Here is a 14,649-nt window from a genome sequence, read left to right as displayed (position 1 = left end):
ATGAAGAGCAACATTCTACAAAATCAACGAAACTGGAGATCCTTCAGCAGGGCGACAAATGCCTTTAGAGATGAAGAAGGGTTTACGTTAATTGAGTTGATGGTTGTGGTAGCCATAATGGGAATTTTAAGTGCTATTGCAGCACCCAGTTGGCTGGGTTTTTTGCAACAACAACGGGTGAGTGCAGTCAATGATGATGTATCTTTGGCGCTCCAGGAAGCCCAACAGAAGGCCAGAAGTACCAAACTTGCCCAGAGTGTGACGGTGCGGGTGACGAATGAGGGTATTCCCCAAGTTGCTATTCATCCAAAGACGGTTGGTGTGGACACGTTGGATAATGGCAATATTTGGGAAAATTTGGGGTCAGATCGGGGAGTTTCTGGAGACCAGGTGATTTTATTTACGAATCTTTTGGTTAACGATCCGGCTAATAACAAAAATAATAAGAATAAGCTCGATGACAGCATAGCTCAAGATACTTATCCTCAACCCAAGGGGAATCAAGGCCCAGTTACAATTATTTTTGACCGAGAGGGGAACTTAGATCCTTTAACTGCTCCTAAGCTAACGATTGGTTCTCCTCCTAATCAGGAAGATAAAGGGTTAATTATTGGTGTGGCTGCTCCTCGTGGGAGTAATCCAGCACTGCCTGTGGATAATACGCGACGCTGTATAATTGTGAGAACGTTGTTAGGATCGATGAAACTGGAGTCTGGCAACAATTGTCAGCCTTGGCAAAGTTGATTGAGGTAAAAATTAGTTTGTTTATTACGGGGGCAAATGCTGAACTATCGGGGAAGAGAAGGGGGCTTTACCCTAACTGAGTTGTTGGGGGTTATTGCCCTGATGGGTATTTTAATAGTTATTGCTCTGCCTGGTTATCTTGGGTTTTTGCGGCGGCAAGAGTTGAAGTTAGGAAGGGAAGAGCTTCACCTCGCCCTCAGAGAGGCTCAGAGCAATGCTAAACGGGATAAATCGGTTTGGCAAGCCAGTTTTCGGAATAACCCCCATCCGCAATATGTAGTGCATAAAGAGTTACCGAGTGGCTCCGATTTGACGGGTTTAAATTGGCAAAATTTAAATAGCAATATCCTGATTATTGATGGGGCAAATCAAAATGAAACTACATTCTATCAGTACACTCGTGGAGTCAATCAGGGGATTTGGCGGAAACAGTTTAATCATCATGGTCATCCCAATGGGCAGTTAGGTAGAATTACTGTTGGGTTGAAAGATAGCGACCCACAGGATGATAATCGGCCTTTACGGTGTGTGATTGTATCTACGTTGTTGGGAGGGATGCGAACGTCCAGTGAACAACCAACCCAGCAGAATGGGAAATATTGTTATTAGCCAAAAATAGTCTTGAGCTACAAGGGTTCCAGCTCGTAAGCTTCTATTCCTATGTGGGGTTGTGCGATCATAATTTTTTCCAGAATTGGAATTTTGTGTAAATGGGCATACATTTTCTAAATGCTTCTGGTAATCTGGGACGGTACATTTCACAGGCATGGTAAGAAAACTATGGCGACAATCGCTTGTGAGTATAAGCCAGGCTTAGAAGGCATTCCCGCTAGTCAATCAAGCATTAGCTATGTTGATGGGGAAAAAGGGCTTTTGGAATATCGAGGTATTTCCATTACCGAACTAGCCGAGAAAAGCAACTTTATCGAAACGGCCTATCTCCTAATCTGGGGAAAACTACCCACCAAAGATGACTTGGCAGAGTTTGAAGCTGAAATTCGTCATCATCGACGCATTAAATATCGGATTCGGGATATGATGAAGTGCTTTCCCGAAACGGGACATCCGATGGATGCTCTGCAAGCCTCAGCGGCAGCATTAGGTTTATTTTATTCCCGTCGTGCTTTAGATGACCCTAAATATATCCGGGATGCGGTGATTCGCTTAATTGCGAAAGTCCCGACTATGGTAGCGGCATTTAAGTTGATGCGTAAGGGTCACGATCCGATTCAACCGCGTGATGATTTTGATTATGCGACCAACTTCTTATATATGTTGACGGAAGAGGTGCCCGATCCGATCGCTGCCAGGGTATTTGATGCCAGTATGATCCTTCATGCGGAACATACGATGAATGCCTCAACGTTCTCAGCGCGAGTCACGGCTTCGACGCTCACCGATCCCTATGCGGTGGTTGCTTCGGCAGTCGGAACCTTGGCTGGACCGCTCCATGGGGGAGCAAATGAGGAAGTCTTGGTCATGTTGGAGGAGATCGGGACAGTGGAAAATGTAGTGCCTTACATTGAAGACTGTATTACCAACAAGAAAAAAATCATGGGCTTTGGACACCGCGTTTATAAAGTCAAAGACCCCAGAGCCAAGATTTTGCAAGATGCAGCCCAGCAGCTATTTAAGCAAAGAGGTCGCGATCGCTATTACGATATCGCTGTTGAAGTCGAAAAAGTCGTAGAAGATAAATTAGCCCATAAAGGCATTTATGCCAATGTAGACTTCTATTCCGGACTAGTGTATCGCAAACTGGGTATCCCTACCGATCTATTCACCCCCATTTTTGCCATGGCGCGGGTGGCGGGTTGGTTGGCTCATTGGAAAGAACAATTGGGAGAAAACCGGATTTTCCGACCCACACAAGTCTATGTGGGGAATCACGAGACTCAGTTTATGCCCATAGATCAACGGTAATTTACAGGGTAATCCAGTCATTGGACGTTCTTTCTATCCTCTCTATCGGCGCGGGTTGACCTGGATCTGGCCTTTCCAGATTCGGCGGGTTAACCCGATTTTTGTGTCATAGCACTACAGGCTGGGGAATAGGGGCTTAGAGAATAGGGCCTAGGAAAAACTGAGTGTATCCATTACCAATTACCAATGACCTATTACCAGGGTGTAGCGCTATATGTCATAATATTTAACAGAAATTTTAAGATTTCTATAAAAACTCCCAAAGTTCTTGTAGGGCAATGAGTACCGGATCGTCTGAGACCCCAGAAACATCTAAGTCAACTCCAGAGACGGCAAGCGATCGCTATGAGTGTCGAGCGTGTGGCTATGTCTATGAGCCAAGCAAAGGGGATGGAAAACGCCAAGTTCCCCCAGGAACCCCTTTTGAGGAATTACCTGAAGGCTGGCGCTGTCCCATTTGTGGGGCGCAACGCCGTAAGTTTGAAAACATCGGTGCAGGCGTTGGAACATCAGGCTTTGCTGAAAATATGGGTTATGGGTTTGGGGTCAATGCCTTAACCCCCAGCCAAAAGAATCTCCTGATTTTTGGGGGGTTAGGACTGGGATTATTGTTTCTTCTGAGTCTTTACGGTTTACAGTAAAACCCGAACTGGCGGTAAAATCCGGAGTGATGCAATCAATTGTGAAAATTCTGCAACGAGTTGTAACATTAATCGCGGTTGTTCTGCTGTGCGCTAGTTGTAAAAATGCTTATTTACCTTCTGTAGAGTCTAGTCCTTGGCACGTGATTCAGTTACCGACTGAAGAAACGATTCAGGATGTTGGATTTACAGGCGATCCCAGCCATGGGTGGCTAGTCGGCAGTAATGCAACCTTATTAGAAACCAACGATGGTGGGGAAACTTGGCAACCGAAACCTTTAGATCTCGATACGAGGACTCGGTTGACCTCGGTCAGTTTCAGTGGGGATGAAGGATGGATTGTCGGAATGCCTTCTATTCTAATTCATTCTACTGATGGGGGGGCTTCTTGGTCTACGATTCCCCTCAGTGCTAAGTTGCCAGGAACCACAAAAACGATTTTGGCTTTAGGGGCAAACTCTGCCGAAATGACCACAGATTTAGGTGCGATTTATCGGACTGAAGATGGGGGTAAAACCTGGAAGGGTTTGGTTGAGTCTGCGGTAGGGGTGTATCGCAATATTTCGCGATCGCCAGATGGGAAGTATGTCACAGTTTCCGCTAATGGCAACTTCTATTCTACCTGGGAACCGGGGGATTCTGCCTGGGTTCAGCATAACCGCAATAACTCCAAACGCTTGCAAAAAATGGGCTTCACCACCGACAATCGGTTGTGGCTACTGGCTCGGGGAGGCGCTCTCCAGTTTAGTAATGTGGAAGTTCCAGAAACCCCTGAAGATTGGCAAGAAACCCAAAATCCAGAGTTTGCCAGTAGCATTGGCTTCCTGGATTTAGCCTATCGTACTCCAGAAGAAATCTGGGTATCTGGTGGTAGTGGAAATCTGATTGTCAGCTTTGATGGGGGAGAAACTTGGCAAAAAGACCAAAGCGTGGAAAAGGTGCCCTCTAACTTCTACCAGATTGATTTTGAATCCCCCGAAATCGGATTTGTGATTGGCAATGGAGGCACGCTTTTAAAATATGACAACTCCACGCAATCGGCCTGATTTTGCGTATGATATAAACTAATGATTCCAATTGTCGTGTTCTAAAGAGGAGAAAAAATCATGGCAGGTGGTTCCACCGGAGAACGTCCCTTTGGGGATATTATTACCAGTGTTCGCTATTGGTTAATCCATGCCCTCACAATTCCCATGTTGTTTATTTCGGGTTGGTTTTTTGTCAGTACCGGCTTGGCTTATGATGCCTTCGGTACTCCCCGTCCGAATGAGTATTTTACTCAGGAGCGTCAGGAGATTCCTATCGTAACCGATCGTTATGAAGGGAATAAACAAATCGAGGAATTTATCGGTAAGTAGTTTTGAAGCGAGCGATCTGAAATTATGACAAGCAGTAACCAAAATCAACCTGTTTCTTATCCCATTTTTACCGTTAGATGGTTGGCCGTTCATACTTTGGCAGTGCCTTCTGTCTTCTTTTTAGGCGCAATCACAGCAATGCAATTCATTCAGAGATAGGAAAAAAAATGCCCACCCGTAATCAAAATCCAAATAAGCAACCTGTTGAACTCAATCGGACATCCCTTTATTTGGGCTTGTTGCTAATTTTTGTATTGGGGATCTTATTTTCCAGTTACTTCTTTAATTAATTGGGTTGCTCTGAACAGTTCTCTACCCGCTCATTTAGGGTGGAGAACTGCTTAATTGTTGTGTTGTTTAAATCAGGAAGAAACATCAATGTCAGATTTTAGAATTCCCCTTTGGATTGTCGCAACTGTAGCCGGAACTGGTGTATTAGTTGTGGTTGGCTTATTCTTTTATGGAGCCTATGCTGGTCTTGGGTCTTCTATGTAACCCATTTGAGCGCTATGCGCTGGTAATGGGTAATGGGAGGTTAACAAGCCCATCATCCGAGTCTGCTCATTTCTAGCTAATGTATTGCTAGAGTGACCTATCCATACTTAACCCACGCTGGACTGAACATCAGGAGGTGTGGGTTAATTGTTTTTCAGTGGCGATCGCCTCAGTGCGACCCAGCATTATCGCCAACTTGGTGTACCTAACTTTACTTCGACACAGTTGTATTTTGCTATAATTAAAGGATAGAGCATTTGGTGCAAATGATGAGCCAAAGAACTGAAGCTAATGCTATTGTCCGTTCCCATGTTCTGTGGGCTATAGGGGGTGGGCTAATTCCTATTCCACTGGTTGATTTCGCTGCTGTAACGGCGATTCAACTGGAAATGCTGCAACAACTCGCCCAAGTGTACAAGGTTGACTATTCCCGCAGTACAGGGAAAACCTTTGTTTCCGCTTTGACAGGAACAACGATCGCCCGTTTGGGAGCCAGTTTTCTCAAAGCGATTCCGGGTGTGGGAACGGCCCTTGGTGGTGCTTCAATGGCCTTGACTTCTGGGGCTTCTACCTATGCTGTCGGACAGGTTGCCATTAACCATTTTTCGAGCGGTGGTTCTCTGAGTAACTTTGTCGAAGACCAGGTAAAATCGGCCTATGATGAAGCCTTTGAGCGGGGCAAAAGTTACGTTTCTGACTTAGAAAAGGATAAAGGAGATGATGCAGCCAACATCTATCAGTCCCTACAGGAATTAGGAAACTTAAGAGATAAGGGTATTCTCACTGAAGCAGAGTTTGAAACGAAAAAACAGGAACTGCTCTCTCGACTCTAGTCTAGTAGGATGTAAACGCACCCTGCGGAGATAGGATATAGTACATTTGAATCGTTCTAAAGTAGGGGCAAGTTCACGAATCTTTTCTTTTTCCCGCGAGGATCTGAGTGAACTTGCCCCTACAGGGTGCAGGGATAGGAGAAAAAACGATGGTTCAATCCGGGAATTTTCAGGTAGGGTCTTTAGTTGCGATCGCCACGACACCCCGCTGTGCCTATCGTCTGTTTCCCCTCACGGAGTCCCTAGGAGTGGAGCTAGTCATTTCTCCCTCTTGCGCTCAAGCCTTATCCGGGGATAGCTCCCTCGTCTATACAGTCTATCCGGGAACGTTATCGGAATTCTTACCCACCTTGTGGTCGAAGCATCAAGGCTTGATTTTTGGGTTAGCACTTGGTGCAGTGGTGCGCCTCATTGCTCCCCTATTGAACGACAAAACTACCGATCCGGCGGTTGTGGTGGTGGATGAAACCGGAAATCATGCGATCAGTGTCTGTGGAGGACATCAGGGAGGAGCCGATCGCCTGACGCGCTTAATCGCGACTCAATTGGCAGCAGTACCGATCGTTACCGGGGCTTGCGATAGCCTGAACTTACCCGCTATTGATACGTTGGGATTGCCCTTCGGATGGAACAGAGGAAGTGGAGATTGGACAGGCGTGAGCGCGGCGATCGCCAAACAGCATTCGGTACAAGTCATTCAAGATGCTGGCTCAACCCTGTGGCAACAGCATCTTCCCCACGATCATCCCTTTGAATTTGAATTAGATTCTAGCAGCGCCCAAGCACGGGTTTGGATCAGTGCCACCCAACGCCAATTTACCACCAAGGGCACATTCCCCAAGGTGCAATGGCATCCCAGAGTGCTGTGGGTGGGGATCGGGTGCGAACGGGGAACCGATGAGCGGGTGATTTCCCAAGCGCTGGAGCAGGTTTTAGGGGCTGCACATCTGGCAGAAGGGGCGATCGCCGGTATCGCCACCCTTGACCGCAAAGCCGATGAGCCGGGGTTATTGGCCCTGTGCGAGACCAAGGGCTGGCCCCTGATCTCCTATACATCCCAGACGTTACAGGCGGTTTCTGTCCCCAATCCCTCGGCGCTGGTTGCCGAAACCGTGGGCACACCCAGCGTCGCAGAAGCGGCAGCCCTAACCGCGGCTGGAGTCTCTCAACTGTTGGTGAGCAAACAAATCTATCGTTTTCCCGACTTATCCGGAGCCGTTACCGTGGCGATCGCCCAATCCCCCCAAGGATACACCGCCAGAACCGGTCAACTCTGGTTGGTCGGGATGGGGCCCGGAGAGCTACAACAGATGACCCCAGCGGCACAAACAGCGGTCACTCAGGCCGATGCAGTGCTGGGCTATGGGTTGTATTTAGACCTAATCGTGCCCCTGCGTCGTCCCGGTCAAATCATTGAGAGTTTTCCCCTCACCCAGGAGCGCCAACGGGCCGAACGGGCCATAGAATTAGCCCAATGGGGGTTAACTGTAGCGATGGTTTCTTCCGGAGATTGTGGCATTTATGGCATGGCTGGATTAGTCTTAGAAGAGTTGCAAAACCAAGGTTGGGATGGCAAGAGTCCCGGTGTACAAGTGTTCCCCGGAATTACTGCCCTACAAGCGGCGGCTGCACGGGTGGGAGCGCCCTTAATGCATGACTTTTGCGCCATTAGTTTAAGCGACTTGTTAACCCCTTGGCCAACGATTGAAAAGCGCCTGGTTGCTGCTGCTCAGGGGGATTTCGTGACTGCGATCTATAACCCAAAATCTCAGAAGCGTACAGAAGGAATTCGGCGATCGCAAGAAATTTTCCTGCAATATCGTCATCCCCAAACCCCCGTCGCCCTGGTGCGCTGCGCTTATCGAGAAAATGAGGAAATTACCCTAACCACATTAGCCGAATTTGCCCAACTCGATATTGATATGTTAACGACCGTCTTAATTGGTAATCCCACTACCCGAACTCAAGGCCAATGGATGATTACCCCCAGAGGTTATTTTCCCTAGCGGTTCGTGTTAATGGTTTCGGCTATTATTGCCAACCTGAAAATTGTTAATTGTTAATTCTTAATTGCCTATGTTCTTCAGTGTTGTGATTCCCACCTACAACCGTTTACCGATTCTGCAAAAGTGCCTGAGAGCGCTGGAGAAGCAGCAGTTAAGCGATCCAGACATCGAAGGTTATGAGGTGGTGGTGGTTGATGATGGTTCTACGGATGGAACGTTAGCCTGGTTAGCCGCAGAACGGGCGCAAGTGCCCCATGTACGGTGGTTTGAGCAAGAGCATCAAGGACCGGCTGCTGCCCGGAATTTGGGGGTCAAGGAGGCTCAGGGCGATACCATTATCTTTATCGACAGCGATCTGGTGGTGACAGAAACCTTTTTAAGCTGCCATGCTCAGGTGTTGCGGGAAGGAGAAGAACAGTTAGGGAGCGATCGCCTGTTTACCTATGGTGCAGTGATTAATACCTGCAATTTTGACGAGCCAACAGCAGAACCTTATAAGCTCACAGACTTCTCTGCGGCTTATTTTGCGACGGGGAATGTGGCGATCGCCCGCCATTGGTTAGAAGAAGCGGGACTTTTTGATACCCAATTTCAACTCTATGGTTGGGAAGATTTAGAATTAGGAGTCCGCCTAAAAAACCTAGGATTGAAGTTAATTAAATGTCCCCAAGCAGTGGGTTACCATTGGCATCCTCCCTTTAGCCTAGAGCAAATTCCCCGCATGATTGACCAAGAAATCCAGCGCGGACGAATGGGCGTTTTATTCTATCAAAAACATCCCACTTGGGACGTGCGAATGATGATTCAAATGACCTGGATACATCGGATTTTATGGGGCGTTTTGTCGTTAGGTGGAAGGTTGAATGAACGGACAATGGCTCCGCTTTTGCAATGGCTAATCGATCGCGGAAAACCCCAATTAGCCTTGGAAGTTGCCCGTATTTTTCTCAATTGGTACAATGTCCAGGGAGTTTATGCCGCCTATGCTGGGAATGGGGAATAGGGAATAGGGAATGGGGAATAGGGAATAGGTTTCAGTATTAAACCATGTCCTAACTGACTCTTTCTCTGCTATAGGAAAAAACGGGTTTTAGCCTTTCCTTCAATCACCCACCATTACTATGTTACCAGACACGATAGAGCGGCTTGATGACAAAACTGTTGGGCTTGTTTAAGCCAGGCTCGATCGAGCGATCGCTGGCATTCTGGAGCCGCAAATGCGCGATCGTAGGCAATGTCTAAATAGGGATATTTTGCTTTCGTTCCCTGTGCCAACCGTTTAGCCGTATCGATGCGGACATAGATATTTCCCTTCTTCATTTGTTCATTCATGAATGCGAGGGCATCAGCAGAAAAAATACGCGGAGGAGAACAGGAGACTATCTTGGCATAGTTGGATAATTTTTCCAGCAAATTCACATCAATAATTCCCGCATTTAATCCTCCTTTTGGATGCTCCCAAGGAACTGCTACCGCCACATAGGAGGCATCTTCAAATCCTTCTTCTAAAAACTCAGCACAAGTGAGGCGATCCGGATCGATGCCTCGCTCTTTCAGTCGGGATACTTGCTTCTCTCTTGTTGCTTCTTGTAGTGAGGGACTAATCGCTTGTATCTTCAACTGTTTTTCCATCGCTTTATAGATAATCGGTTGAGCAATATTTCCAATCCCTAAAACCACTATTTTATCCTGAATTTTCGCTTTCTCTAATTCCAAATACTCGATCATATGTGCAGCTACAAACGGCGAATTAATGCCGGGTAAATTACCCACAGAAATCCCATATTTTTGCGCCGCCTCTTTATCAATTGCCCGGGTATCTACCCCTCGACGAATCACCAGCAAGGGACGCTCAGACGCGATCGCCTTTCTCCAAGAACCAAGGGCAAACTCTGGAACCGCATTATTGCCCACAATCAGAACATCCGGTTTAAACCCTACCAACGCCTTCGCTAAATCGATTAATGTCGGATCGTTAGCTTCATCGGGAACTTGGGCAATTGCAATTCCTGGAATATATAAAATCTCTTGATGCTCCATGGAGTGATAAAGCATATGATGATCTATTTCTGTCAGTTGAAACTTTTCCTTGTAGAGGTTACCGATCGGTTCTAGATGTAGCTCTTCAATGATACTGCTGTGAATCGGATGAGACACTAAGATTTTGCACATAACGATTAGATCGCGATTGGAGGCTAGACTCTAATCATAGAATCAAAAAAATCAAACTTCTCAATCTACAGATAGTTTTAATATTTGTAGTTTCCCAGTATTTGTAGGTGGGTATTGCCCACCCTACAGGTTCATTGAATTGAGATATCTTCAGCGCGTGTGCCAACAATAGCCGGGTTTACCATCGGGTAAAATCGCTTGGCAAAAATGGGTTCTAATTAGACTAATATTTTCAGTTGAAACATTCAATAAAATCGCGCCTCGTAAATCCACATTTAACAGGACAATGTCACGGAAATCTGCCCCTTCTAAATCGGCATTGCGGAAACTGGTATGGCGCAATTCAGCAAAACGGAAGTTAGCTCCGACTAAATCAGCATCCTGGAAACTGGAACTTAAGATAAAGGCATTTTCAAAATTAGCATTTCTCAATCTTGCACCCGTAAAGTTGAGTTGAATTAACCGGGTATTCTGAAAATTTGCATCTCGCAGATCGATTCCAGCTAAATTGACCTTACGCAGGATAATTTCTCCTAACTCTGTATTTCTGAGGTTAGCCGTAAATAAATCAGCGCCTCGAAGGTTTGCCCCTTCTAAAATAGCGGACTCTAGATCCGCATTGCGTAAATTGGCTTGTTCAAAACTCGAACTGCTTAAATCGGTCTCACTTAAGAGCGCACCTTGCAGATTAGCACGATTAAAATTAGCCCGATCTAAGAAAGCACGACGGAAATCAGCAATGACGCTATCCGTGTTTTGGAGGTTGGTTTCTTGGAGCGAGGAATTTCTTAAGTCAGAGATAAATAAATTAGCGTTTTGCAGATTGGTTTGGTCTAAATTTGCTCCCACTAACCGCGCTCCTTGTAGGGAGGCTCCGTTTAAGTTTGCCCCTTCTAAATTGACATTTTCAAGGTTAGTGCGACTTAAGTTTGCTCCAGATAAATCTACTCCGGCTAAATCGCGATTTTCTGCTCCTTGATTAATTAATTCCCAAGTTAATCGCCATTTGGGGTCAATTAGGGTATCCTCGTCTAAACGGGCATTGCGTAAGTTGGCTCCAGCAAGATTAGCATAACTGAGATCTGCCCCCCTGAGATCTGCGCCTCGGAGATTAGCGCCTTCAAGGTTGGCTCGGCGTAAAAATGCACCTCTGAGATCTGCTTGTTGCAGTTTTGCCTGTTTTAAGTTGGCTCCGGATAGGTTACTATCGCGAAGGAAAGCCCTTTGTAAAGGAGCTGATTCTAGATTACAGCGATCGCAGTCACGGGTGCGTCGCAGTCGTTCCATATGTCTGCGCCTAAAGGCTTGTGCATCATCGGCAGATAGGGCAAAAATAAAGAGGAAGAGGACAAATAGTTTCAGGGGATAGATATTCATAAAGCTTTAGCTAGATGGAGTTTGATGAACGTGAGTAGTAAACGAAGATTTTGGATTTCTCTTTCTGGGGTAGTGCTGGGAATGCTCTGCGGTTTTCCCAGTCGGGTGAATGCACAACTGGAATTTCTCGATCCTTTTCGTCAACTGGCGGATTTTGACTATTGGGCGAATTTATGTAATTTGTCTGTGGATGAAGATGCGGGAAAAATGCTGGAAGCGTGCGAGCAGGCACTGTTGATGAGACCAAAAGATTCTCAAGTGTGGGCCGATCGCAGTCGTATTTTACTACAACAGAATCGCTATGCTGAAGCCATTGCCTCGGCAAATACAGCTACTCGTCTAGAATCCAAGTTTTCCCGCGCGTTTACCTATCGCTGCCAGGCTTTATTGAAGTTAGGGCGCTATGAAGAAGCTCTAGAAGCGTGTGAAGAAGCGCTGCGCTTAGATACGAATTGGGGACAGGAAAATCCCGTCATCGCTTGGTATCAGCGCGGTTTGATTCTGGTTGCCCTAGAAGAATATCAAAATGCAGTAACCTCATACGATCGCGCCTTAAATTTAGAACCAGAGTCTTCCTTGGTTTTAACCTATAAATGTGGGGCGCTGCTAGAGTTGGAACAATATCAGGATGCGATTGCCGCTTGTCAAACGGCGATTGAGATCAATGATAACTGGGAACATGAGTCGGAAACCCTGGCGTGGCAATATTTAGGGGTTGCTTTAAATCAGAGTGAGTTGGCAGAAGGGGCGATCGCCGCTTACGATCTAGCTTTAAATAATAATCCCCAAAATCTACAGGCTTGGATTCAACAGGGAATGGCGCTAAATGAGATGGGGCGAGATTTAGAAGCGCTCAATTCCTACACTCAAGCCCTTTCCCTACAAGCAGATTCTACGTTGGCTCTCGTCCTGCAATGTGAAACGTTGAATAAACTCAAACGCCATGAAGAAGCCATCAAAGCGTGTGAAGCGGCACTCAAAGGTGATGGAACATGGGGAGACATGGGCGTTGCGGGAGCTTGGAATCAACTCACAATTGCCTATACTCAACAAGGACAACTCGAACAAGGGTTAGTTGCGGCTAACCGCGCTGTGGGGTTTCGTCCAGATTTTGCCGAAGCGTGGAATAGTCGAGGGGTAACGCTCTGGTATTTAGAAGACTATGGCCAAAGTTTAGACTCGATTGGTCGCGCTCTGCAACTGCAACCGAATTATGTGCAAGCGTGGCTTAATCGGGGGAGGGTGTTGCGATCGGCCGAACGTTATATAGAATCAGTAGGAGCCTACGATCAAGCCCTACGCTACGAGCCAGAGAATGCCGATGGATGGGCTAATCGCAGTGTAGCCTTATGGTATCTGACCGAGTACGATCGCGCCTTAAAATCGGCACAAGAGGCGATCGCCCTAGATGAAACCTCATTCTTGGGCTGGTACAATCAAGCCGTAACCTATGGTTCCCTCGGTCAATCCGAAAGAGCTATTTATTCCTACGCTCAAGCTGTGCGTCTTGCCCCCAAAAATGCCAGTGTCTGGGCAGCTTTAGGCGTAATGTTACAAAAAGCCGGTCGAGATGCGGATGCGGCTGAAGCCTTTCAAGAAGCCTTAAAACTAGAGCCAGAACAAGAAACCGCCCGTCAAGGCTTACAAAGCCTGAGCCGCAAGTCAGCGCCCTAAAATTTACTGAAGTTCTACTTAAGGATAGTGTTGGGTTTGGGTTAAAAGTTGAGGGATGAAAGTCAAATTCTAACTAATTTGGGCGATGCGGAATCCCATTTGACATTCATACTGATTCGGTATGTGGCGATCGCTTTTTGCCAAAGGATGACCACAGGTCAAATGTCCTTGTCTCCAACGAGGTTCACCACTGCGATCCGCCCAGCAACAGCTTTGGCAAACCGTTTTTGGTGAAATAATCCGATCGTCCATCATAATGACTAACATGACTCAATCTCCCAAAAATTTGATGTGGCAAATGCCTTTACCTTATATTGTAAGTGATTCTTAAAGTAAACCGTGCCCAACGATACAGAGCTTAATAAAAGTGAAGAGGCAATAGGCAATAGGCAATAGGGAATGGGGAATGGGGAATTAGGAGATGTTCTCCGTGTCTCCGTGTCTTCTCATGCCCCTACCCCCTATTCCCTATTCCCTCTTCTTGGGACTAAACTAGATCATTGTGCCCATAAGAGGAAACACAACCCGTGAGTCAAACGAATCTATCCAACCTAGACTTGTTAAACCAAACTGACCCCACCGTTACCGAATTGCTACAGAAAGAACTGGGACGGCAGCGGGAACACTTGGAACTTATTGCCAGTGAGAACTTCGCTTCACCTGCGGTTATGGCAGCCCAAGGCTCAGTGCTGACGAATAAATATGCAGAAGGACTACCCCAGAAGCGCTATTACGGGGGCTGTGAATTTGTGGACCAAATCGAACAACTAGCCATTGACCGAGCCAAGCAGCTCTTTGGTGCGGTGAATGTGAATGTCCAACCCCATTCTGGTGCCCAAGCGAATTTTGCCGTCTTCCTCGCCCTGCTAGAACCTGGAGATACCATTTTAGGTATGGATCTCTCCCATGGTGGTCATTTAACCCATGGATCGCCGGTGAATGTCTCTGGTAAATGGTTTAAGGTTGTCCAATATGGGGTAAATCAGGAAACTGAACGCCTGGATTTTGACAAAATTCGGGAAATTGCCCTAGAGCATAAACCCAAAATGATTATCTGTGGCTATTCTGCCTATCCGAGAATTATAGATTTTGAAAAATTCCGGGCGATCGCCGATGAAATTGGAGCTTACTTACTGGCAGATATTGCCCACATTGCCGGTTTAGTTGCGACGGGACACCATCCCAACCCCCTTCCCCATTGCCATGTGGTTACCACCACCACCCACAAAACCCTGCGCGGCCCCAGGGGTGGATTAATTATGACCAATGATAATAAATTGGGCAAAGCCTTCAATAAAGCGGTCTTCCCTGGAACCCAAGGGGGTCCCCTAGAGCATGTGATTGCGGCTAAAGCAGTAGCCTTTGGAGAAGCCTTACAACCAGCATTTAAGGACTATTCTGGGCAAGTGATCAAAAACGCAACAGC

At 46.7% G+C, this 14,649-nt stretch carries 17 protein-coding genes; 14 read left to right on the top strand and 3 right to left on the bottom strand.

The features are described 5' to 3' along the window. The 12 genes from AC3A14_RS20910 to AC3A14_RS20855 form a co-directional block, all read left to right on the top strand. Window positions 1-744 (top strand): pilus assembly FimT family protein (locus AC3A14_RS20910; protein WP_318701770.1); only part of this gene is annotated, 744 nt, incomplete at its 5' end. A gap of 36 nt (window positions 745-780) precedes the next feature. Next, window positions 781-1,353: a pilus assembly FimT family protein gene (locus AC3A14_RS20905; RefSeq protein WP_318701769.1), complete on the top strand. Its 573-nt coding sequence runs from the start codon at window positions 781-783 to the stop codon at window positions 1,351-1,353. Between the two features lie 171 nt (window positions 1,354-1,524). Beyond that, window positions 1,525-2,667 carry a citrate synthase gene (locus AC3A14_RS20900; protein WP_318732911.1) on the top strand — a complete coding sequence of 381 codons (1,143 nt, stop codon included), beginning with the start codon at window positions 1,525-1,527 and terminating at the stop codon, window positions 2,665-2,667. A 278-nt stretch (window positions 2,668-2,945) separates the two neighbouring features. After that, the gene (locus AC3A14_RS20895) at window positions 2,946-3,308 is read left to right on the top strand and encodes a rubredoxin (RefSeq protein WP_318701767.1); all 363 of its coding nucleotides are present in this window, start codon (window positions 2,946-2,948) and stop codon (window positions 3,306-3,308) included. A gap of 29 nt (window positions 3,309-3,337) precedes the next feature. Continuing rightward, window positions 3,338-4,354, top strand: coding sequence for a photosynthesis system II assembly factor Ycf48 (locus AC3A14_RS20890; RefSeq protein WP_318732934.1), 1,017 nt, complete (start codon window positions 3,338-3,340; stop codon window positions 4,352-4,354). A 60-nt stretch (window positions 4,355-4,414) separates the two neighbouring features. Then, window positions 4,415-4,666: a cytochrome b559 subunit alpha gene (gene psbE / locus AC3A14_RS20885; protein WP_271942779.1), complete on the top strand. Its 252-nt coding sequence runs from the start codon at window positions 4,415-4,417 to the stop codon at window positions 4,664-4,666. A 24-nt stretch (window positions 4,667-4,690) separates the two neighbouring features. Then, on the top strand, window positions 4,691-4,825 hold the full coding sequence (gene psbF / locus AC3A14_RS20880) for a cytochrome b559 subunit beta (protein WP_271942776.1): 135 nt from the start codon (window positions 4,691-4,693) through the stop codon (window positions 4,823-4,825). 8 nt (window positions 4,826-4,833) lie between these two features. Then, window positions 4,834-4,956, top strand: a complete 123-nt coding sequence (psbL, locus tag AC3A14_RS20875; protein WP_271942773.1) for a photosystem II reaction center protein PsbL — start codon at window positions 4,834-4,836, stop codon at window positions 4,954-4,956. Window positions 4,957-5,044: 88 nt separating this feature from the next. Further along, a complete protein-coding gene (locus tag AC3A14_RS20870; RefSeq protein WP_271942770.1) occupies window positions 5,045-5,161 on the top strand; it encodes a photosystem II reaction center protein J in 117 nt (38 codons plus the stop codon). Between the two features lie 269 nt (window positions 5,162-5,430). Continuing rightward, window positions 5,431-5,994, top strand: a complete 564-nt coding sequence (locus tag AC3A14_RS20865; protein WP_318732912.1) for a DUF697 domain-containing protein — start codon at window positions 5,431-5,433, stop codon at window positions 5,992-5,994. A 149-nt stretch (window positions 5,995-6,143) separates the two neighbouring features. Continuing rightward, complete coding sequence (gene cobJ / locus AC3A14_RS20860) at window positions 6,144-8,000, top strand: precorrin-3B C(17)-methyltransferase (protein WP_318732913.1); 1,857 nt, start codon at window positions 6,144-6,146, stop codon at window positions 7,998-8,000. Window positions 8,001-8,070: 70 nt separating this feature from the next. After that, window positions 8,071-9,003 (top strand): glycosyltransferase family 2 protein, encoded by a 933-nt coding sequence (locus AC3A14_RS20855; protein WP_318732914.1) that lies wholly within the window; start codon window positions 8,071-8,073, stop codon window positions 9,001-9,003. Window positions 9,004-9,119: 116 nt separating this feature from the next. Here AC3A14_RS20855 and AC3A14_RS20850 read toward each other — a convergent pair whose 3' ends face one another. Both AC3A14_RS20850 and AC3A14_RS20845 read right to left on the bottom strand, forming a co-directional pair. Beyond that, complete coding sequence (locus AC3A14_RS20850) at window positions 9,120-10,172, bottom strand: Rossmann-fold NAD(P)-binding domain-containing protein (RefSeq protein ID WP_318732915.1); 1,053 nt, start codon at window positions 10,170-10,172, stop codon at window positions 9,120-9,122. 150 nt (window positions 10,173-10,322) lie between these two features. Beyond that, on the bottom strand, window positions 10,323-11,549 hold the full coding sequence (locus AC3A14_RS20845; RefSeq protein ID WP_318732916.1) for a pentapeptide repeat-containing protein: 1,227 nt from the start codon (window positions 11,547-11,549) through the stop codon (window positions 10,323-10,325). A gap of 30 nt (window positions 11,550-11,579) precedes the next feature. On the opposite strand from AC3A14_RS20845, the gene AC3A14_RS20840 reads away from it, so the two are divergent. Continuing rightward, entirely contained in the window at window positions 11,580-13,223 is a 1,644-nt protein-coding gene (locus AC3A14_RS20840) for a tetratricopeptide repeat protein (RefSeq protein WP_318732917.1), read from the top strand. A 69-nt stretch (window positions 13,224-13,292) separates the two neighbouring features. Here the strand turns inward: AC3A14_RS20840 and AC3A14_RS20835 are convergent, their stop codons facing one another. After that, the gene (locus AC3A14_RS20835) at window positions 13,293-13,490 is read right to left on the bottom strand and encodes a hypothetical protein (protein ID WP_318699522.1); all 198 of its coding nucleotides are present in this window, start codon (window positions 13,488-13,490) and stop codon (window positions 13,293-13,295) included. Window positions 13,491-13,750: 260 nt separating this feature from the next. Between AC3A14_RS20835 and glyA the strand changes: the two genes are divergently transcribed. Next, window positions 13,751-14,649: serine hydroxymethyltransferase (glyA, locus tag AC3A14_RS20830; RefSeq protein ID WP_487779140.1), on the top strand; the 899-nt coding region annotated here is incomplete at its 3' end.

It is taken from the genome of Roseofilum sp., from assembly GCF_982964205.1.
Note: the sequence above shows the minus strand (reverse complement) of the source record. Positions and strands in the feature narration are given on the sequence as shown.